Origin of the sequence: Musicola paradisiaca NCPPB 2511, from assembly GCF_000400505.1 — a bacterium.
Lineage (GTDB): Bacteria > Pseudomonadota > Gammaproteobacteria > Enterobacterales > Enterobacteriaceae > Musicola > Musicola paradisiaca.
This window is the reverse complement of record NZ_CM001857.1, coordinates 1,130,304-1,150,536: the sequence shown is the minus strand read 5'-3', so window position 1 is coordinate 1,150,536 and position 20,233 is coordinate 1,130,304. Positions and strand designations below refer to the sequence as shown.

16 protein-coding genes, 1 other RNA gene and 2 pseudogenes are annotated in these 20,233 nt (G+C 52.3%); 9 read left to right on the top strand and 10 right to left on the bottom strand.

Annotated elements, in window-relative coordinates:
* Positions 1 to 167: 167 nt before the first annotated feature.
* From recR to DPA2511_RS05225, 5 genes and pseudogenes are all read right to left on the bottom strand, one after another.
* The gene (recR, locus tag DPA2511_RS05245; RefSeq protein WP_012764643.1) at positions 168 to 773 is read right to left on the bottom strand and encodes a recombination mediator RecR; all 606 of its coding nucleotides are present in this window, start codon (positions 771 to 773) and stop codon (positions 168 to 170) included.
* A complete protein-coding gene (locus tag DPA2511_RS05240) occupies positions 773 to 1,102 on the bottom strand; it encodes a YbaB/EbfC family nucleoid-associated protein (protein WP_012764642.1) in 330 nt (109 codons plus the stop codon). The genes recR and DPA2511_RS05240 overlap by 1 nt, the downstream gene beginning before the upstream one ends.
* Before the next feature lie 41 nt (positions 1,103 to 1,143).
* Positions 1,144 to 3,138 (bottom strand): annotated as a pseudogene (dnaX, locus tag DPA2511_RS22350) (DNA polymerase III subunit gamma/tau).
* Positions 3,139 to 3,212: 74 nt separating this feature from the next.
* Complete coding sequence (gene apt, locus DPA2511_RS05230) at positions 3,213 to 3,761, bottom strand: adenine phosphoribosyltransferase (RefSeq protein WP_012764640.1); 549 nt, start codon at positions 3,759 to 3,761, stop codon at positions 3,213 to 3,215.
* A gap of 291 nt (positions 3,762 to 4,052) precedes the next feature.
* Positions 4,053 to 4,433, bottom strand: coding sequence for a DUF454 family protein (locus DPA2511_RS05225; protein ID WP_012764639.1), 381 nt, complete (start codon positions 4,431 to 4,433; stop codon positions 4,053 to 4,055).
* Between the two features lie 93 nt (positions 4,434 to 4,526).
* Between DPA2511_RS05225 and miaE the strand changes: the two genes are divergently transcribed.
* The 3 genes from miaE to rsmS are packed head-to-tail and all read left to right on the top strand — an operon-like array spanning position 4,527 to position 6,051.
* The gene (gene miaE, locus DPA2511_RS05220; protein WP_012764638.1) at positions 4,527 to 5,285 is read left to right on the top strand and encodes a tRNA isopentenyl-2-thiomethyl-A-37 hydroxylase MiaE; all 759 of its coding nucleotides are present in this window, start codon (positions 4,527 to 4,529) and stop codon (positions 5,283 to 5,285) included.
* A gap of 40 nt (positions 5,286 to 5,325) precedes the next feature.
* Positions 5,326 to 5,862 carry a primosomal replication protein PriC gene (gene priC / locus DPA2511_RS05215; protein WP_012764637.1) on the top strand — a complete coding sequence of 179 codons (537 nt, stop codon included), beginning with the start codon at positions 5,326 to 5,328 and terminating at the stop codon, positions 5,860 to 5,862.
* A 24-nt stretch (positions 5,863 to 5,886) separates the two neighbouring features.
* Positions 5,887 to 6,051: a pleiotropic regulatory protein RsmS gene (gene rsmS / locus DPA2511_RS22645; protein WP_012764636.1), complete on the top strand. Its 165-nt coding sequence runs from the start codon at positions 5,887 to 5,889 to the stop codon at positions 6,049 to 6,051.
* A gap of 46 nt (positions 6,052 to 6,097) precedes the next feature.
* On the opposite strand, the gene mscK is transcribed toward rsmS, so the two are convergent.
* Positions 6,098 to 9,484, bottom strand: a complete 3,387-nt coding sequence (gene mscK / locus DPA2511_RS05205) for a mechanosensitive channel MscK (RefSeq protein WP_012764635.1) — start codon at positions 9,482 to 9,484, stop codon at positions 6,098 to 6,100.
* Between the two features lie 257 nt (positions 9,485 to 9,741).
* On the bottom strand, positions 9,742 to 10,380 hold the full coding sequence (gene acrR / locus DPA2511_RS05200; protein ID WP_012764634.1) for a multidrug efflux transporter transcriptional repressor AcrR: 639 nt from the start codon (positions 10,378 to 10,380) through the stop codon (positions 9,742 to 9,744).
* Positions 10,381 to 10,522: 142 nt separating this feature from the next.
* Between acrR and DPA2511_RS05195 the strand changes: the two genes are divergently transcribed.
* From DPA2511_RS05195 to DPA2511_RS05180, 4 genes are all read left to right on the top strand, one after another.
* A complete protein-coding gene (locus tag DPA2511_RS05195) occupies positions 10,523 to 11,710 on the top strand; it encodes an efflux RND transporter periplasmic adaptor subunit (protein WP_012764633.1) in 1,188 nt (395 codons plus the stop codon).
* 16 nt (positions 11,711 to 11,726) lie between these two features.
* Positions 11,727 to 14,870 carry an efflux RND transporter permease subunit gene (locus DPA2511_RS05190; RefSeq protein ID WP_012764632.1) on the top strand — a complete coding sequence of 1,048 codons (3,144 nt, stop codon included), beginning with the start codon at positions 11,727 to 11,729 and terminating at the stop codon, positions 14,868 to 14,870.
* A 905-nt stretch (positions 14,871 to 15,775) separates the two neighbouring features.
* Complete coding sequence (gene tomB / locus DPA2511_RS05185; protein WP_012764631.1) at positions 15,776 to 16,144, top strand: Hha toxicity modulator TomB; 369 nt, start codon at positions 15,776 to 15,778, stop codon at positions 16,142 to 16,144.
* A gap of 49 nt (positions 16,145 to 16,193) precedes the next feature.
* Positions 16,194 to 16,397 (top strand): HHA domain-containing protein, encoded by a 204-nt coding sequence (locus tag DPA2511_RS05180; protein ID WP_012764630.1) that lies wholly within the window; start codon positions 16,194 to 16,196, stop codon positions 16,395 to 16,397.
* 348 nt (positions 16,398 to 16,745) lie between these two features.
* Here DPA2511_RS05180 and ffs read toward each other — a convergent pair.
* Positions 16,746 to 16,842, bottom strand: an RNA gene (gene ffs, locus DPA2511_RS22640) — signal recognition particle sRNA small type.
* Between the two features lie 190 nt (positions 16,843 to 17,032).
* Between ffs and DPA2511_RS22635 the strand changes: the two genes are divergently transcribed.
* Positions 17,033 to 17,350 (top strand): MGMT family protein, encoded by a 318-nt coding sequence (locus DPA2511_RS22635; RefSeq protein WP_012764629.1) that lies wholly within the window; start codon positions 17,033 to 17,035, stop codon positions 17,348 to 17,350.
* Positions 17,351 to 17,395: 45 nt separating this feature from the next.
* On the opposite strand, the gene DPA2511_RS05175 is transcribed toward DPA2511_RS22635, so the two are convergent.
* Positions 17,396 to 17,962, bottom strand: a complete 567-nt coding sequence (locus tag DPA2511_RS05175) for a YbaY family lipoprotein (RefSeq protein ID WP_012764628.1) — start codon at positions 17,960 to 17,962, stop codon at positions 17,396 to 17,398.
* A 223-nt stretch (positions 17,963 to 18,185) separates the two neighbouring features.
* Here DPA2511_RS05175 and tesB point away from each other — a divergent pair, with 223 nt between their 5' ends.
* Positions 18,186 to 19,049, top strand: coding sequence for an acyl-CoA thioesterase II (tesB, locus tag DPA2511_RS05170; RefSeq protein ID WP_012764627.1), 864 nt, complete (start codon positions 18,186 to 18,188; stop codon positions 19,047 to 19,049).
* Positions 19,050 to 19,095: 46 nt separating this feature from the next.
* Here the strand turns inward: tesB and DPA2511_RS21095 are convergent.
* Positions 19,096 to 20,233: pseudogene (locus tag DPA2511_RS21095) on the bottom strand (IS4 family transposase); the annotation flags it as partial.

The window sequence follows — 20,233 nt, the reverse complement described above, 5'->3', positions numbered from 1 at the left end:
CCTCAATACGTAATTATTCAGGCTGATTAGCGGAAGATGAGCAACAGATGGGGATCGTCATCCCGGATTTCAAGGGGGAAATCGACCATCAACGACACAGATGGCGCGATATATCATCATGAAGAAACAGCCGGGCAACCGGCTGCATTATTCCGTTGGAGGGATATTCAGAATTTGATCGGATGACGACCGGCCAGCGAATGAGACAACGTGGTGCCATCGACCATTTCCAGCTCGCCGCCGACCGGCACGCCGTGGGCGATACGGCTGGCCATCACGCCATGTTCGGCGCAAAGTTCAGCAATGTAGTTGGCCGTGGCATCCCCTTCGACTGTAGGATTGGTGGCCAGAATCACTTCGCTGATGGATTCAGTCGCCAGACGCGCTTCCAGCCGATCCAGCCCGATATCGCCCGGCCCGATGCCATCCAGCGGCGACAGGTGCCCCATCAATACGAAGTAACGCCCTGCGAACTGCCCGGTCTGCTCGATGGCGTGGATATCCGCCGGGCTTTCCACCACGCAAATCTGCCCGTTCTGCTGACGGCGCGGATTGGCGCAAATCGTGCAAACGTCCTGCTCGGTGAACGTCCGGCAATCGGCGCAATGACCGATCTCCGACATGGCGCGGGTCAGCGCCTGCGCCAACCGCATACCGCCGCTGCGATCGCGTTGCAACAGATGAAAAGCCATGCGCTGCGCTGACTTGGGCCCGACACCCGGCAGACAGCGCAGCGCATCCATCAACGATTCAAGAAGCGGACTGGTTTGCATCAGAACGGCATCTTAAAGCCCGGCGGTAACGGAATACCGCTGGAAACCGACGCCATTTTTTCCTGCTGCGCTTCGGCGATACGGCGGGCGGCATCATTGAACGCCGCAGCGATCAGATCTTCCAGCATTTCTTTATCGTCTTCCATCAGGCTGGGATCGATCTCAACCCGACGGCAGTTATGCGCGCCATTGATAGTGACTTTGACCAGACCGGCGCCGGACTCGCCGGTGACTTCCATACTGGCAATCTCTTCCTGCGCCTTCTGCATTTTTTCCTGCATCTGCTGGGCTTGTTTCATCAGATTGCCTAAACCGCCTTTACCAAACATAGCACTCTCTCTACCACTTAAGGCTGCCGACGGCAGCGGGGTTAAACGGGGCGGATACTCTCTTCGTCCAGTTCCGCGTCAAAAAAACGTCTCAGCGTTTGAATATTAGCATCAGACATAATCGACTGGCGCGCCTGCGCCAGTTTCTCTTCATAAATTGCCTGGCGCCACTCCAGCGGCGTTCTTACCGCCGGGTTGTCATCTTCGGTAACGACCAAATGGATAGGACGACCGTAATGCGCCGCCAGCGCATCTGCCAGCGCCTTCTGCGCCGCCGCCGTATTCAGATGGCGCTGGGACGAGCGCAAATGCAAGTGCACTTCACCTTCCTGCGGCATTTCCCTGAAAGCGTTCAGCGCCAGCTGCTGCACCAGTTTCGGCAGCGGCAAGCTATCGATCTCCGCCGCCCAGGCATCCCGTGACAGCGATTCCGCCGCCAGTCTGGCCGCCAGTTCCGGCGTTTTTTCATGCTCCAGAGCGGAACGGAGCGCCTTTGGCGTAGCGACCGCAGTCGCCGGCGGCGCTTCTTTTTCTGTTGCGCCCGCCAACGATAAGCTTCCGGCTTCTTTTCCGCCTTCTGCTCGGCCGTGCGGGCCGCCATCTGCTGCTGTCCTCGCTCCGTTACCGAAGCCAGCCGTTCCAGCGCTGATGTTGCCGGCCGGGCGTTTCCCGACGCCGCCGGCTCAGTCCTTTTTTGTCGGGGGCGTCCCCTGACGACGCAACAATTGACTGCGCGCCTGCAACAGTTGCGCGGTACTGTCGGGCAATGCGGCCGGAGGCTCGTCAGGCATCGGCGGTGCATCCGTTGAGCGTGGCGTTTCCATCGCAGGCGGCTCTGCCGCACCTGTGCGTCGGGCCGGCGCCGCCGATGTCACGGGCGGCGTTTCCGCCGCGACCGGCGGTATCGTCACCGGCGCCACAACAGTGGGAGACGGCTCGCTAATCACTTGCTGCGGATGAAATGCCAGCGCCCGCAAAAGCGACATTTCTACCCCCATGCGCCGATCCGGCGCATAAGGGAGTTCTTTGCGCCCAACCAGCAACGTCTGGTAATACAGCTGGATTTCCGCGGGCGGGGTTACTCTGGCCAGCTCTCGCAACCGCGGCTCGACCGATGCATATTCATCGCCGATCGCAGAAGGCAGCAGCTGCAACATTGCGATGCGATGCAATAGCGTTTGCATTTCTACCAACAGCGCTTCCCAATCCATACCACGCGCAGCAGCCTGCTCCAGCAGCGCCATGACCTGTTCGCCATCGGCTTTCACTACGGCTTCCAGCAACGACAGCGGTTGTTCATCATCCAGCGTGCCCAACATGTGGCTGACGACCGTGGCGGAGACGCTACCCTGCCCCATGGCGATAGCCTGATCAGTCAGGCTCAATGCATCGCGCAAGCTGCCATCGGCGGCACGCGCCAGCAGTTGAAGCGCCCGGGGCTCCACAGCCACATGTTCTTCCTGCAGTACATGCTGCAAATGCTGGCGGATCGCTTCAGGATCCAGCGCCTTAAGATGGAACTGGAGACAACGGGAAAGGATAGTGACCGGCAACTTCTGCGGATCGGTGGTCGCCAGCAGAAATTTAACATGCGGCGGCGGCTCTTCCAGTGTTTTCAGCAACGCATTGAAACTGTGGCGGGAAAGCATGTGCACTTCGTCGATCAGATAGACCTTGAAGCGTCCGCGAGCAGGCGCGTACTGCACGTTATCCAGCAAGTCGCGGGTATCTTCCACTTTGGTACGGGAAGCGGCATCGATCTCAATCAAATCGACGAAACGCCCTTGCTCGATTTCCCGACAGTTATCGCACTGCCCGCAAGGCGTTGCCGTGACGCCCTGTTCGCAGTTCAGCCCTTTGGCCAGCAGTCGGGCAATAGTGGTTTTTCCCACTCCCCGGGTACCGGAAAACAGGTAGGCATGGTGAATACGCTCCATGCTCAAACCGTTGGCCAACGCAGTCAGGACATGCTCCTGACCCACGACATCGGCAAAGGTTTGGGGGCGCCATTTACGGGCAAGAACCTGATAGCTCATCGATACCGCGGCAGTTGAGTAATTAAGGAAGTGATGCTAACACAGTCTCGCCGCCATCGGCGAGACTGCCGTCATTAATGGCCGGGGAAGTCGACCAGGCTGTAACAGGCCACACCTACGTTTTCCAGGCGCTGCTGACCGCCGAGGTCGCACAGATTAATAATGAAGGCGGCATCCGCCACTTCGCCGCCCAGACGGCGGATCAGTTTTACCGTGGCTTCTACCGTACCGCCGGTCGCCAGCAGATCATCCACGACCAGTACCTTATCGCCTGTGGTAATCGCATCGGCGTGAATTTCCAGCGTATCGGTGCCATATTCCAGTTCATAACTTTCACTGATGGTCTGGCGCGGCAGTTTGCCGGGTTTACGCACGGGGACAAAACCGACGCCCAGCGCCAGCGCCACCGGCGCGCCGAACAGGAAACCACGCGCTTCGGTACCGACGACTTTGGTAATACCTGCGCTACGATAGCGATTCACCAGCATGTCGATGCTTGTCGAATATGCTTGAGGGTTTTCCAGCAGGCTGGTGACATCACGGAACAGTATGCCCGGCTTCGGATAGTCGGGAATGCTTTTGATACTGTTTTTAATCAATTCTGGCTGCTGAGTTGCGGTCATAATCTTGTGCCCGATAAAACTTTCTGTTTACTGAAGTGCCGGCCGCGGCTGCCATATACCCTATAGCAGTCACCGCACGCCCGGTTGGCCGGTCAATGAAAAGCGACGTTATGCCCGAGGCGTTGCGGGACAATCTCTGTTGACGAAAAATCGCCCCCCGCTTTTCCCTTCAGACATACTTCATTCCCGTGGTCGGCGAGACCGTCTGCGGAAAAGGCAACATCGCGGCCTGCGCACGAAAACGCTCAAATCTAGTCAAACTGACCGCCAAATGCAACCAGCCCACCATCGTCAGCGCGTTTTTTGTTGCGTCGGATCAATAACCGGCAACCGCAGCATAAAGACCAGCAATCCCGTCAGAATCGCCAACAATACGCCTCTGACCCAGACGATATCCACCAGCCACAGAGAGAGCGCAAACGTGACGATGACGACAGCCATTGCTTTTCCTTTCACGCCGGGCGGCAACGCACGATGCTGCTGCCAGTGGCGCAGATAACCACCGAACCAGGATCGGTAAAGCAGCCAGTAATGAAACCGCGGCGATGAACGGGCAAAGCACCAGGCGGCCAGCAACAGAAAAGGGGTCGTCGGCAACAACGGCAGCACCACGCCGAGTGCTGCCAGTGCGACCGCCAACCACCCAACGACTATCAATGCCATACGATACATGCCATCCTCCCGCGCCCGGCGATTGCTCACAACATCTGGGAATTGTTGTATCATAACCACACGTTAACTCAATCAATCCGCCGCCGTACATCCATGTTTGACTGTTCAATTCTCGCGCCCATCCATCATTTTCTATTGACCGAAACGCCAGACGAATGGATTCGGGAAGCGCAACGCCCCGAAAATCTGCCCATTCTTTTGCGCGATCACCTACTGTGCGAACTGAAAGCGGCACAAAGCGCCGCCTTTCTGATGCGACGTTATGCAGTCGATGAACAGGGACGACGACAACTGACGGAGTGGCTCTCCCCTTACGAAGATTTCGCCTACAAAAAAACAGGATCGCTGGCGTCATTGCGCGCCACCAGTCACATATCCAAACAGCTCACGCCGCGCCCAGATTGCAGCTACAGTCAGAATATGATCGATAAAATGGTGTTGCTTATCAAAGAAGAGCTGCACCATTTCTATCAGGTACTGGAAATCATGGAACAGCGCGGCATTCCTTATCAGAGCGTTCCCGCCAGCCGCTATGCCAAAGCGCTGACACAATGCATCACGACCCATGAACCTGATGCGCTGGTGGATAAACTGATTATCGGCGCCTTTATCGAAGCGCGTTCCTGCGAACGGTTCGCCAGACTGGCGCCTTATCTGGAAGAGGATTTGCAACGATTCTATATCTCGCTATTGCGCTCGGAAGCCCGCCACTATCAAGATTATCTGGCGCTGGCGGAACAGATCGCCGGCAGAGATATCAGCGCGCGCATCGCATTTTTCGCCGCGGCCGAGGCCGAGCTTATCACCCGCCCGGATGCTGATTTCAAATTTCACAGCGGCAGACCGTCGTAAATATACGGTCTAAACGCCCGATGATGGAGGCGTCATCCACATGAACACGCAGGCTCTGCTGGCGGCGCTTCATCGCCAGATCGAAACGCTGGCCCGGGAAATCGCACCGATCGCCGAACAACAGGCGCGTTCATCCCGCTTTGATCGCCAGTTGTTCGGTGGCCACGACACACGGTTGCGCCACTATCTGGACGAAATACGACAGAACTACCAATACTTAGCGTTGTATGTACAAGACCAAAACCATGAGCGCGTCGCGTTTCTGGCGGAGAAGTTGCTGGCTCAAATCACCGCATTGCAACGGGAATTGGCGACTCAGGCGCTGCGAGAGCGTGAACCCGTACATGCCGAATCAGCAGATTTGTATCAAAAATTAGCGGAATATCAGGGATATGAACGGCGACTACTGGCCATGGTGCAGGATCGGGAAAGTCTGCTCGCCGCACAAACCCAACTGGATGAACAACAGCGACTACAGAGGGAATTGGCTGCGCTTGAAGGACGCCTGCAACGCTGCCGTCAGGCGTTGAAACGGCTGGAACGCCAGATAGAACGGCAGGAACACGGCCTGTCATAACGACGTAACGCGAGGAGCCATCCTATGCCTCTGAAAGACGAACCCCCGGAAGTCAAACTGGCGGTAGACCTGATTATGCTGTTGGAGGACAACCGGATAGAACCGGCGGTCGTGCTGGCGGCACTGGAAATTATCCGGTTGGACTATCAGAAAAAACTTCGCCAAACACCAACCACGTCGGATGCTTAGTACAAGGCCGGAACAACACTCGCTGTTCCGGCCATGAGCATGAGCCTTATTCCGGTTTATCTGGCGCATCCTGCGCCAACACGCGCGACACTTCTTTTACTTCGCTACCTTGTGAATTATGCAGGTACACTTCCAGTTGATTGAAGGCGATATCAATCCCGTTTTCGCGGCAGAGGCGATCGATCGTGCGGTTGAGTTCATCCACGGTATAACTACGGTCTCGCAGTTCCCGCACATACAGACGCAATTCATGATCGAGCGAACTGGCGCCGAACGCCAGGAAAAACACCTGTGGCTCCGGATCCGTCATCACACGTGAGTTTTCGCGCGCCGCCTGCAACAGAACCTCTTTCACTTTGTCCAGATCGGAACCATAGGCCACGCCGATACGAATCAATACGCGGGTGATGGTATCCGACAGCGACCAGTTAATCAGGCGCTCAGTCACGAATGCCTTGTTCGGAATAATGACTTCTTTTCGGTCAAAATCGGTAATCGTGGTGGCGCGAATCCGGATTTTACTGACTGAACCCGAAAACGACCCGATGGTAATGGTGTCGCCAATACGCACCGGTCTTTCGAACAGAATAATCAGGCCGGAAACAAAGTTGGCGAAAATCTCCTGCAAACCGAAGCCTAACCCCACGGACAACGCGGCGACCAACCATTGCAGTTTATCCCACGAAACACCGAGCGAACTGAGGGACGACACGGCGCCCACCGCGGTAATCAAGTAGGTCAGAATCGTCGTGATGGCGTATGAGGTTCCCTGCCGCAATTGCAGCCGCGAGAGTACCAATACTTCAAGCAAACCAGGCAGGTTGCGGGTCATGATATAGGCAACCACGCCAATCACCAGCGCCACCAGCACATTGTTCAGCGTTACAGGCTGCAGCACGGTGCCATTGGCACCCGCTACGGTGTAATGCCACAGCGTAACGCTGTCGAGATAAGAGAATACCGTGACCAGATCGGCCCAGATCCAATAAAGTGCGCCCGAAAAAATCAGCAACAGAGCCAGCGTCGCCAGTCGTAACGACTGTTGGCTGATTTCCTCCAACGCCATCGGCGCGTCCGGCACCGGCTCGCTGCCTTCCGCCCCCTCTTTCACCATATTCTGGCGTCGAGCGATAGCGCGGCGGTAAGCCAAACGCCGGGCCGCGACGCTTAACCCGCGGAACGTCGTCAAATACACGATATTCCAGACAATCAGCAGGTAAAGGCTGTTGGTCCAACGACTGGACAGGCGCAGCGTCGTATAAAAGTACCCACTGAGCATCAATCCGATCAGAAACAGCGGCATGGCTGCCAGCACCGTCACCACCATCAACCGAGCCGTATGGTGATCTTTAGCGCGCCAGCTATCACGGCATATCGGGAACACCAGAATCGTCAGCAACAGCAGATTACACGCCACGACAGTCTGGCCGATGACATCTCCGACCAGATACTGCGGCGCTTTATCCCCCAACACGGCCCAGAACATCAGCGGCAACAACGCGCCCCCCAGGCGCAGCGTCTGACGGCGGTAATGAGAACAACGGGAAATGGGAACATCGAAATGACGTTCATACAATCCGCCAGGGCTCAGGCTGAACCATGCCAGACCAAATACCAACCAGAACAACGCCAGATTCTGGCTCAGTTGCCAGGCAAAGCTGCTGATTTGACTGTCGGTGCACTGCAGCCAAATGCCCAGACACAGGATCACCAACGCGCCCGGCAATGTACGCAGCATCACCAGCAGGATGGTCTGCGGCGTGTGTAACTGGCTGTCGCGCTTAAGCTGCCCGACGTCGCCGGCCAGTTTCGCCATATACCCATCAATTGTTTTTCGTCGCCAGTAAAGCCCCCCGACGACCAGCAGCGCAGGGATGATGAACACTAAGGAAGACACCAGCCCTTGCCACAGTTGCTCCGCCTTGATGCTGAGGTGAAACGTCTTGAACTGTTGCTTCGCGGCCGATGGCCAGTCTTTCAGCCAGCTCCAGTCCATCGGTTTATTGCTGCTCACCCAAAAAATCTGTTGCGTCAGCGTTCGCTGTAATGACGTATTAACGCTCATCAACTGTTGACGGCTAATTTGCAGATTGATCGCCAACATCAACTGATTACCAAGCTGTTTATTCAGCTGATCCAACAACTCGCGGCGCATATCCAGAATCTGCGTCAACGCATCGGTGACTTCTTCATTAACCTGCACATTACTATTGCGGGCCAATAGTTGCTGGATATATTCATCCCCCCGGAACAACAAATCCCGCTGCTCATTGATAGTGAACTGCTCAAGGCGTAAATCGGCTATCTGCTCACTCATGTCGCTGAGCAAATCGGCCGACGGCAGATTTTGTTGCTGCTGATACAAAATACGCGACAGCAGCAAACTGCCTTTCAACACCGTAATTTGCTCTTTCAGATTGCGCTCCGACTGCGTCGCACGATCCAGCCAATTTTTCACCTGAATACTTTCCTGCACCAACGTATTCCCGGCTTCCGTCGCCTTAATCAGGCGTTGGCTGAGCTGATGGTTCACATCCATTTCCGCTTTGACCAGCGGGTTTTCCTGGATCCGCTGCAATTCATCAGAGTTCTGCGCTTCCTTGGCGGTTTTTTCCGACAGGGTCAGACGTTTGTTATTGATGACGCCTTGCAGCGTCTGCACCATATGTTCCAACTGGCTGATCTGCGCTGCGGTATAGTCCCGCTGCTTCTGCAACAGATCCTGCAGCGTCGTATTCACTTCCAGGCTTTTACGCTGTTGCTCCATTTGCAAACCGACCAGCACCTGCTCCGTCTGCAGCAATGTCTGCTGGCTAGGACGCAAAGGCTCCCGGTTGGGTTCGATCCCATTGAGTTGATTACGAATCTGTTGGCTGCGTTGGGACGCGGCATACAACGCGCTTTGTACTCTTTCCGGCTGGGTTTGCAGGGAAATAAGCTGGCTGTTGTATGTCGACAGGTTTTCCTGCGCGGACTGCAGATCGTCCAGTGTGGAGTTCAGTCGGGCTTCCAGTTGTTTGAGCGGCAGCGAATCCAGCGACTGCGATGACGTCGGCGCGGCCCCCGTCATCGACACCAGATCCTCATTAACTTGCTTAAGCTTTGCCGGCGCCTGTGCCGCCTGTTGGCGAAGCTGGTTGGTTTCCTGTTTAACCCGATCGATAGCGTCCAGCAAATCCAGCGTCTGGGATAAATCCTGCTGGGTCAGCTTATCGGCGGAGGTAGGATTCTTTTGTTTGTTCAACGTATCCAGACGGCCCTGAATGTCCGCCCGAGTCGGTACGTCGCCGGCCGCGGCGAAAGATGTCGCCATGGGACATGTCAGGCTCAGCGCGACGATAAACAACAGCAGAACACGATGCAATACATCAACAGGCAAACGAAAAGTGGGGAAGAAAGGTAAAAAAGGATAAACAGCTGACCGGCGACTCATAATTCATCATCAGATTAACGAAGATGGCGCAGTTTAACACGGATGATCATAGCGAGGTATGCGAATCATCCCCAGGACATCGCCTCATTTTTAACATGATGTTCACTCCCCTTCGCCTGGTTTTACTACTCAGCGACGGCACCAGGCCTACGTGAGCGCCGGCGAGAAAGCGCCCTACGGAACGGCGCGCGCGATTTGAGATAAATCCCAAACCGTCATATTGGGGCAAACACAGGTGATAATCAGGAAGAGTAAGATCAGTCAGGCAAACGCATCGACGGACAATGCTGCAACATATAAATAACACCATCGACCAAAAATGGTGTTTCGTCTTTTAAATCAAACAGATTGGGCTTAAACAGCCAGTTTTCCATTATGCCAGTGACATAAGCATGCAGCACGATCGCAGCACGACGCACATCGAGATTCTCCGGCAACATTCCCGGCCCTCGACATCGCTGCAAAGACGCTTCGATTTTGCCATAGCAGTCACGATAAAGTTCCCTGCGGCCATTGAGTATCGGCAGCATCTCCCCAACAAACTCGCACTTATGAAAAATGATTTCCATCATGGAACGCCATTCGTCATCCAACTTGGACAATTCCAGAATGTAAATCAGTAACTCTCGTAATACATGCAGTGGATCATCAGGAAATTTTGACTGATACTCTGCTTCAAAAACAGCAATCTTTGATTCGGTTCTTGCCCAAATCTCATCAAAAAGTTCGGCTTTGTTTTTGAAGTGCCAGTAAATAGCACCACGAGTCACTCCGGCTGCCGTTGCAATATCAGACAATGATGTAGAGGAAACCCCGTTTTCAGAAAAAAGACGTAAAGCAGCGTCCATAATCTGGTGTCGGGTTTCCTGCGCCTGCTGTTTGGTTTTTCGTGCCATGGTGTTGTTTTGAAAGAGTAGAGTGACTTACATACATTCACGAATGTATGTAACATAGCATGAGAACAAAATTATCGCAGCAATGGGTTTTAAGGCTTGTGATCCATTGGTCAATTAAACATCGGACACTTGGGGTTTATCTATGAATAAAAACAGAAGGCTTACGCCTCTGGCGGCAATGCTGATGCTTTCTGGCGGCCTGGTGCTCACGGGATGTGATAATGGTGCGCAACAAGGCGCTCATCCAGGCGGTGGGTTGCCTGAAGTCGGCGTTGTCACATTAAAAACGCAACCGCTTACTATTATTACAGACCTCCCAGGACGAACAAGCGCTTACCGTATTGCTGAGGTTCGCCCTCAAGTCAACGGTATCATCCTGAAACGAAACTTCATCGAAGGCAGTGACGTTCAGGCTGGCTCATCACTGTATCAGATCGATCCCGCAACGTATCAGGCACAATACAACAGTGCCAAAGCCGCTTTGGCACAATCCGAAGCCAGCGCAGAAATCGCACGTCTTACCGTCAACCGCTACAAACCGTTGGTTGGCACCAATTACGTCAGTAAGCAAGATTACGATCAGGCCGTCGCCACAGCACGCCAGGCGGATGCGTCCGTCGAATCAGCCAAGGCATCGCTGGATACTGCCCGTATTAATCTGGCCTATACCCGTGTAACGGCGCCGATTTCCGGCCGCATCGGCAAATCGACAGTGACCGAAGGCGCGTTGGTTTCCAATGCCCAAAGTGCAGCGCTGACCACCATTCAGCAGTTAGATCCCATTTATGTGGATGTCACCCAATCCACCAATGATTTTCTGAAACTGAAAAAAGAGCTGGAGAGCGGCAAACTGCAGCAAAGCAACGGGAAAGCCAATGTGCGTCTACTCCTGGATAACGGTATGCAGTTCGGCCAGCAAGGTACGCTGCAATTCTCGGATGTCACGGTAGATGAAACGACAGGCTCCATTACGTTGCGTGCAATTTTCCCTAACCCGGAACATTTGCTGATGCCGGGCATGTTCGTTCGAGCACAATTGGATGCCGGGGTAGATAACAATGCCCTTCTGGTTCCGCAACAAGGCGTTAATAGAACCCCACGCGGCGACGCGACCGTGATGGTTGTAGGAGAAGGCGACAAAGTTGAAATTCGCCCGGTTGTCACCACCCAGGCGATTGGCGACAAGTGGCTGGTAACGTCTGGCGTAAAAGCTGGCGATAAGGTCATTGTGACCGGTCTGCAGAAAATTCGACCCGGCGCACAGGTAAAAGCCCAGGAAGTCACCTCTGGGAACGGGCAGGCATCCCAGCAGCAACCCGCCAAGTCTTAACAGGAGCCGCTAATCAATGGCCAAGTTTTTTATTGATCGCCCCATTTTTGCATGGGTAATCGCCATCATGGTGATGCTGACGGGGACATTGGCAATTCTCAAATTGCCAATCGCACAATACCCGACCATCGCACCACCAGCGATACAGATTACCGCAACCTATCCCGGTGCGGATGCAAAAACCTTGCAAGATACAGTAACGCAGGTTATCGAACAAAACATGAGCGGTCTGGACAACATGCTGTATATGTCGTCCAACAGCGACTCATCCGGTTCTGTTCAGATCACCGTGACGTTCGATTCCAAGGCAAACCCTGATATCGCTCAGGTTCAGGTGCAGAACAAACTGCAGCTCGCCATGCCGCTGCTGCCGCAGGAGGTTCAGCAACAAGGTATCAGCGTACAGAAGTCCAGCAGTAGCTTCCTGATGGTGTTAGGTTTTATCAGTAATGACAAAAACATGACCCAGCAAGATATTGCGGACTATGTCGGCTCCAACATTAAAGATCCGATTAGCCGCGTATTAGGCGTTGGCGATACTCAGCTATTTGGTGCCCAGTACGCGATGCGCGTATGGTTGGATCCGGATAAACTCAATAACTATCAGTTGACCACTGCTGATGTCGTTACCGCTATCACGGTGCAGAACAACCAGATCGCCGCTGGTCAGTTAGGGGGAACACCGCCGGTTCCGGGCCAGAAAATGAATGCGTCCATCATTGCCCAGACCCGCCTCAATTCGCCCGAACAGTTCGGTAATATTTTGTTGAAGGTCAATCAGGACGGCTCGCAAGTTCGGCTCAAGAATGTCGCTCGTATTGAGTTGGGCGGTGAAAGTTACAGCGTCGTCGCTCGATTTAACGGCCAACCGGCCGCTGGCCTGGGGATTAGACTGGCAACCGGCGCCAACGCTCTGGATACAGCGGCAGCTGTAAAAGCGGAAATCGCCAAGCTGGAACAGAATTTCCCTGAAGGGATGAAGGTCGTTTACCCTTATGACACCACACCATTCGTAAAAATTTCTATTTATGAAGTGTTGAAAACGTTGCTCGAAGCTATCGTGCTGGTGTTTGTGGTGATGTACCTGTTCCTGCAAAACTTCCGCGCCACACTGATTCCTACCATCGCGGTTCCAGTGGTTCTGCTCGGTACATTCGCCATCCTCTCCGTATTTGGCTACTCGATAAATACCCTGACCATGTTCGCCATGGTGCTCGCCATCGGTCTGTTGGTGGATGATGCCATCGTGGTCGTGGAAAACGTGGAGCGCGTGATGGCTGAGGAGAAATTGTCTCCCAAAGAAGCCACCCGCAAATCCATGGGGCAAATCCAGGGAGCGCTAGTCGGTATCGCGTTGGTGCTTTCGGCCGTGTTCGTTCCGATGGCATTTTCCGGCGGTTCTACCGGTGCGATTTATCGTCAGTTCTCCGTAACCATCGTATCGTCCATGGTTCTGTCGGTACTGGTCGCGTTGATTCTGACGCCGGCGCTCTGTGCAACTATTCTCAAACCTATTGATCATCACGCCGAGAAGAAAGGCTTTTTTGGCTGGTTCAACCGACTGTTTGACAAAAGCACTCATCATTACACCAATAGCGTCGCCAATATCCTGCGAGCAACCGGACGTTATGTCGTGGTTTATCTGTTCATCGTAGCCGGGCTGGCAGTGATGTTTATGCGTCTGCCAAGTTCCTTCCTGCCGCAGGAAGATCAGGGTGTCTTGCTGACTATGGTGCAATTACCGGTAGGTTCGACACAGGAAAGCACTCAAAAAGTTCTTGATCAGGTAAACGATTACTACCTGACTCATGAAAAAGAGAATGTGAAATCGGTCTTTACAGTTAATGGTTTCGGGTTTGCCGGTCGCGGGCAAAACATGGGGATCGCATTCGCCAGCCTGAATGATTGGGATGAACGGAAAGGTGCTGCGAACAAGGTCGATGCCATTATCGGTCGTGCATTCGGCAACTTCTCACAAATCAAGGAAGCGCTGGTTATCCCCTTCAACATCCCTGCAATTATCGAACTAGGTACCGCTAGCGGGTTCGACTTTGAGCTGATCGACAAAAACAACCTCGGCCACGATAAACTGATGGCTGCCCGTAACCAACTATTGGGAATGATTGCTCAACATCCGGATACGTTGGTTCGTGTACGTCCCAATGGGATGGAAGATACGCCTCAGTACCGTCTGGATATCGATCAGGAAAAAGCCGAAGCATTGGGGGTGTCTATCTCCACAATCAACTCGACGCTTTCTACCGCGTTGGGGGGCAGTTACGTCAATGACTTCATTGACCGGGGCCGTGTGAAGAGGGTTTACGTACAAGCTGATGCGCCATTCCGTATGCTGCCGAACGATATCCAGAAATGGTACGTTCGCGGAACCTCCGGCCAGATGGTGCCATTTTCCGCCTTTGCCTCCGCACACTGGGAATATGGCTCTCCACGTCTGGAGCGCTATAACGGCTTACCTTCTGTGGAGTTGGTAGGGGAAGCAGCAGCAGGGAAAAGTACCGGCGAAGCCATGGCATTGATGGAATCACTGGCAACCCAATTACCGCCGGGAGTCGGTTTTGACTGGACGGGGATGTCCTTCCAGGAGCGGCTGGCGGGCAACCAGGCTCCAGCCTTAATCATTATCTCTGCGATAGTGGTCTTCTTGTGTCTTGCTGCGCTGTATGAAAGTTGGTCTATCCCCTTCTCTGTCATGCTGGTGGTTCCATTAGGGATCTTCGGGGCGGTAATGGCAGCTAGCCTGCGCGGTCTTGAAAACGACGTGTACTTCAAAGTGGGGCTGTTAACCACTATCGGTCTGTCGGCCAAGAACGCCATTCTGATCGTCGAATTCGCCAAGGATTTGATGGAGAAAGAGAACAAGGGCCTGATAGAGGCGACGCTTGAAGCAATACGCATGCGTCTTCGCCCTATTTTGATGACATCACTGGCGTTCATCCTGGGCGTAGTGCCGCTGGTCATCAGCACGGGCGCTGGCTCCGGTGCTCAGAACGCAGTAGGTACTGGCGTAATGGGCGGGATGATTACGGCAACGGTACTGGCGATTTATTTCGTCCCGGTATTCTTTGTCGTTGTTCGCCAACGTTTTAGCCAGAAAAAAGACACCGCTCACACGTCTGATAATTCAACGGAAACTCATTGATTTTCCATGGAATTAATCAAAGGCCGCGTATGCGGCCTTTTTAATTTTTGCTGATTGGCAGCGTTGAATCATCTATCAATAAAATACAGAAACAAGAAATACCTATTCTTCACTGTGAGTGCAGCAAACTCCTCACCAACAACACCGAGTCATACGAGTGCATAAAAAAGGAAATAATATCAATACATGAAGGAAGTAATAACCGGCACCTCTGCTGTCATCAACAACTCAACCCAGTATCAGAGGATGCTATATATCTATCGGGATACATCAAATTTCCGCTTATTATATCCCACATCATTATCAATGCAGGGACGATTCGTTGTCAGCGATGTGACAGCAATACTGGATGTAATTGTAGGCTTATATGTTCACATCATGGCGTAAAAACAAACCCCGCCCTCATCACCGAGCCCCAACAAACGTAGCCATAACTGTTATCATATAATAATCAGTGAGTTAGCCTTGCTCTCTTATTCATCATCCTAATATAAGCATCTCAAAAAACAAAAAAACAGAGTAAATTATGATTACTTACCAAAGATTTTAAATTTAATGAAATGAACATAAACCCGGTACATTCGTAAAAAAATTAAACATTATTGTAGCCATGGTCGATAAATACAATCAGTACCATAATCATCCTGGTAATACAGTATTGATAGAGATCATTTTAACCCGTCGGTGCAGCATCAGTTAAATTTTCTGCTATAGTTAAGGCAGGATGATTTTGACAGTGACGTTAAGTCATTCTTTAACATTCACCAGGCCACCCAGAGAAGTCTTTAGAGCAAGTAATAAAGAATACCGCGGGGGCATTCTATCTTCTTCACATTAACTTTCTATCTGTTTGACTGGCGACAACCCTAAACAATATTGAACGATAGTTTAACGGAGGGATAGATATGGATGAGTACACACCCAGAAATTATGATATTGCCCAGCTCAGATTCTTGTGTGAAAATCTGCGTGATGAGAGCATTGCCAATCTGGGCGACAGCAGCCATGGTTGGGTCAACGACCCTACCTCGGCGATAAATCTTCAGCTCAATGAGCTTATTGAGCATATAGCGGCATTTATTGTTACCTACAAGATAAAATACCCGAATGAAGAGGAGTTGTGTGAGCGGGTTGAAAAGTATCTGGACGATACCTATATTCTCTTCAGCAACTACGGTATCAATGATGCAGAGTTGAGCAGATGGCAAAAATCAAAGTCCGAATTATTCGGATTGTTCTCAGAAAAGAGCATCTGTACGGTAGTAAGAACTTAAGTAATAATTTGTTTTATAATTTTAATCCAGGAAAATTATCAAGGTCACTATGAAAAAAATCGATTATTTGATGCGTCTGCGTAAATGCACCACTATTGATACGCTAGAGCGTGTTATAGAGAAGAATAAGTATGAACTTTCTAACGATGAGCTGGAAATGTTCTACTCTGCGGCAGACCATCGTCTGGCTGAACTCACCATGAATAAGCTGTACGATAAAGTACCGACTTCCGTATGGAAATACGTGCGTTGATCGATTCTATTTCACGACACTGAGCCGATACGTTTGTCGGCCTTTGTTTTTTATAGATATGAAAAGAACCCATCTCCCATTGTAACCAAGTGTATCTTTCTTATTTGATTTTACTTTCATAGTGGATGACGCAGCCTTTTTATGAAAGTTTATCACTCTCAGAACATCAAAATTTCTTAACTATTACCTACTGTCACAACATTAATTTTTATAGTCGATTCTATCTGATGAGTCTTTCAGCGATTGTGACGTAATATCATGTTTGATACAGGGGATAATGCTCGATTTATCGGATATCCGAACGTGCGCGTTAGAAATGGAGAAAATGAGATACGGAAGTGGTGGAGACCCTGCCAGCTACATCCCGGCACACACATCACTCGCTGCGGCTGCTTCCTTCCGGACCTGACCGGGTTCACGAGCTAGTGTTGCGGGAGAACCGACAGGGCCTCCATTGAAGGCTCCACTTGCGCGGAGTGGCGGGCATTATCGGTGATGCCCCATACAAATGCAAGTTACCCACGTCCGACCGCTGTTTTCTTACCCATTTTTATAATCCCGAATCAATGTGGCTGTCACTGTGAACAATAACCACTTTATACTGTTCAACCCGCTTTCGATGCCAAATAACACTTATGACAGTCAGCGAATATAGTTTTCGACAACGAGTCATCCATACCGTGGCGGCTATCCCCTATGGCTCTGTTGCTACCTATGGCGATATTGCCCGTATGGCGGGCTCCCCACGAGCATCACGCCAGGTTGGCGGCATATTAAAAAGTCTGCCCGAAGGGTCGCGTATTCCCTGGCATCGAGTGATAAACCGGTATGGAGAGCTATCACTCCAGGGAGACGATTACCAACGCCAAAAATGTGCATTGCTTGCCGAAGGCATCATTCTGGACGCAGCAGGTAAAATTGATTTGGAAAGATTTCGTTGGCGATGCGAGTGATGCGAGTGATAAACACAAGAACCGCCAACGAGAAGCAGGAGGGAATTACTGCGAGAACAAACCGCCAGAAGCGGGTGAACGCCCTTCAATTACAGGCGCTGGCTGCGTCGAATGCAGCATCCCGGACGACTGAGCAGAGGCCGCAGCTGAAGCAACCGGCACCAGCATCAAATCAGCATTATTCACACCATTACTGATGACGGGGATAAGGTTTTCAGTAATCAATACCACTCGATTATTGATGGCAATGGCGGCACTCAGCAATATCCTGGCGCCAGGTCTCACATCCAGCGCATTGTAGGGTAGAACAAAGCGGAAAGGTGCCTGTTGCCCATTAGTTCGAACAACATGTTGAGTAATCACCTTCGCTGCGGCGTCAGATGCAGAAGCATCGGATACGGTTACGGTCAACACGGCATTAGGCGGCAGAGCAATATTCTGACGAAGATTCACCGTACCGCTGACCGCAGGCGTTGCGATAGACGTTCGCGTGCCAACAATACTCGTCACTGGTGCATCAGTTCTTAGTGCTGAACCAAAATTCTCCAGATTTGTACATCCGGCTAACGCGATCGATACCGTAATACCACCAAAGATATGCCATAATCTCATACGGTAAGTCTCCTTTAGTTATTCTGTCAGGCGGTCGGCCGAAAAGCCGCATCAAGGTATGCAGTATGATTCATAAGATACAGGAATCATGGTGCAATATTCTGATAATGCACTGATATGTGATGCAACTCCCCCGTGGAAATAAATAACCTAAACTCGCCAACGTTTACGCCATAAAGACGATACCATCACGATAAACCACTAACTGCTGCAGGTTTAAAACATGAGTCTGGCATTACAACATCTTCTCGATCTTCTGAACCTGGAAAAACTTGAGGAAGGCTTGTTCCGGGGCCGAAGCCAGGATCTGGGTCTTCGCCAGGTATTTGGCGGGCAAGTCGTAGGACAAGCGCTCTCAGCAGCCAAACAGACCGTATCCGCCGAACGTTTTGTACATTCGTTCCATTGTTACTTCCTGCTGCCGGGTGACAGTCAGAAGCCCATTATTTATGACGTCGAAATTTTGAGGGATGGCAATAGCTTCAGCGCCAGGCGAATTAGTGCTATCCAGAATGGGCGCTCTATTTTCTACATGACCGCCTCATTCCAAAGTCGTGAGACAGGATTTGAGCATCAGAACACCATGCCGCAAGTCCCGCCGCCTGAAGTATTGAAATCCGAGCGGGAAATCGCCCATAGCATGGAACATCTCATTCCAGCTCCGTTAAAAGATGCCTTTACCCGCGAACGGCCTATCGAAATGCGGCCGGTAAAATTCCACAACCCATTAAAAGGCGAAGTGGATGAACCTGTACGCTATGTTTGGTGCCGGGCCAACGGCGATATGCCAGATGATGAACGAACCCACCAGTATCTATTGGGATATACCTCCGACTGCAATTTCCTGCTCACCGCGTTACAACCCCATGGTCTCGGTTTCCTTGAACGAGGAATGCAGGTTGCCACTATTGATCATACGATGTGGTTCCATCGCCCGTTCAGGCTGGACGACTGGTTGCTTTATGCTGTCGAAAGTCCTTCAGCCTCAGGCTCCAGAGGATTTGTGCGCGGGCATTTTTATACGCGCGATGGGATTCTTGTAGCATCCAGCGCGCAGGAAGGCGTGATGCGACATCACCCCCTGTAATCTCACGTCATCCAGGCATAAAAAAATACCCAACGGGTAATGCCAGTCACTTAAGGTGACTGGCATTGTTTTTAAAAGGGTATTTGGGCTTTTTTTGCCTCACTTCTCTTTCATACTCCCGCTCCCGTCTCGGCGGCAGTTTCAGCATCGCGGCATTGCTGTAGAAGTGCTTCAGGTGTCCCGGCACTGCCCCCGGTGAGGATCATGGCAGCCCGATTAACAGCCGCATGATTTCTGCCACCGAACCACTGAAGCTCAGCTGATACGGCAGATAATCTCCTTTCAGGCTGAACGCCATTTTCACCATCTGATACCGCACCAGGTTGTATGTCAGCAGTATCCCCCACAGCTCCTGTCTCACCATCTCCGGTAATTTACTTCTCAGCGTCCAGCGGTTGCCGCACAGGAACTGCTTCGCCTCACGATACCCCAGTTCGATTTCCCACCGGTGTTTGTAGAGTTCTGCTATGTCTGCCGCCGGGTAACGCACCGCGTCCGTCATCGATGTGACAACCTGACGTTCCACACCGTTAACCTTCCTGCTGATTAACCGGACAGTGAGCTCATCCGGCAGACCTTCCCACTGTTTTCTTGCCTGTGGCGAGGTCTTCAGCGTTATCAGTTCATCCTGCCTGCCCAGTCTGCGTATCACCTCATACTGCGTGCCCTTTTTCAGCGGCAACAACCCGTGGCGGTTCTCACCTGCCCTGTGCCAGTCATGCAGCAGGCCTGTTGACCAGAAGCCCCTGTCGAACAACGTCACGCTATTATCCGGTGCCTGCTTTGCCAGTCCTGCCGCCAGCCGCATCTCATTAACGTCATACCGGCCCATCACGCTGGCGCGCAGCAGGTGACTGCTCAGTTCCATCAGACACACCATGCGGACCTGCGGGAAACCTTTTTCACCGTACTGATTTTCCGCTTTCGCGAAGGCCGCGGCATTTTCCGGTGTGTCGGGCGTTCGCCAGACCACGCCATCAACGGCGTTCAGCGTCAGCCCGTTCCAGAGCGGATGCCGGGATTCTTCATGCCAGTGCTGTTGTGTCAGTTCGAACAGAACTCTAATGGCATCCTCACCCAGCGTTTTGCGGCGGGCAATGACGGAGCTGGGTGCGGTAAAAGGTCTGCCAGTCCGGTCAGCGATGTCCATCAGATTGACGATATGGGACACAGGCTTGTTGTTG

Excerpts from the sequence above, each read along its gene's own strand:
- recR (WP_012764643.1), bottom strand. The coding sequence starts at position 773 with ATGCAAACCAGTCCGCTTCTTGAATCGTTGATGGATGCGCTGCGCTGT.
- DPA2511_RS05240 (WP_012764642.1), bottom strand. The coding sequence starts at position 1,102 with ATGTTTGGTAAAGGCGGTTTAGGCAATCTGATGAAACAAGCCCAGCAG.
- apt (WP_012764640.1), bottom strand. The coding sequence starts at position 3,761 with ATGACCGCAACTCAGCAGCCAGAATTGATTAAAAACAGTATCAAAAGC.
- DPA2511_RS05225 (WP_012764639.1), bottom strand. The coding sequence starts at position 4,433 with ATGTATCGTATGGCATTGATAGTCGTTGGGTGGTTGGCGGTCGCACTG.
- miaE (WP_012764638.1), top strand. The coding sequence starts at position 4,527 with ATGTTTGACTGTTCAATTCTCGCGCCCATCCATCATTTTCTATTGACC.
- priC (WP_012764637.1), top strand. The coding sequence starts at position 5,326 with ATGAACACGCAGGCTCTGCTGGCGGCGCTTCATCGCCAGATCGAAACG.
- rsmS (WP_012764636.1), top strand. The coding sequence starts at position 5,887 with ATGCCTCTGAAAGACGAACCCCCGGAAGTCAAACTGGCGGTAGACCTG.
- mscK (WP_012764635.1), bottom strand. The coding sequence starts at position 9,484 with ATGAGTCGCCGGTCAGCTGTTTATCCTTTTTTACCTTTCTTCCCCACT.
- acrR (WP_012764634.1), bottom strand. The coding sequence starts at position 10,380 with ATGGCACGAAAAACCAAACAGCAGGCGCAGGAAACCCGACACCAGATT.
- DPA2511_RS05195 (WP_012764633.1), top strand. The coding sequence starts at position 10,523 with ATGAATAAAAACAGAAGGCTTACGCCTCTGGCGGCAATGCTGATGCTT.
- DPA2511_RS05190 (WP_012764632.1), top strand. The coding sequence starts at position 11,727 with ATGGCCAAGTTTTTTATTGATCGCCCCATTTTTGCATGGGTAATCGCC.
- tomB (WP_012764631.1), top strand. The coding sequence starts at position 15,776 with ATGGATGAGTACACACCCAGAAATTATGATATTGCCCAGCTCAGATTC.
- DPA2511_RS05180 (WP_012764630.1), top strand. The coding sequence starts at position 16,194 with ATGAAAAAAATCGATTATTTGATGCGTCTGCGTAAATGCACCACTATT.
- DPA2511_RS22635 (WP_012764629.1), top strand. The coding sequence starts at position 17,033 with ATGACAGTCAGCGAATATAGTTTTCGACAACGAGTCATCCATACCGTG.
- DPA2511_RS05175 (WP_012764628.1), bottom strand. The coding sequence starts at position 17,962 with ATGAGATTATGGCATATCTTTGGTGGTATTACGGTATCGATCGCGTTA.
- tesB (WP_012764627.1), top strand. The coding sequence starts at position 18,186 with ATGAGTCTGGCATTACAACATCTTCTCGATCTTCTGAACCTGGAAAAA.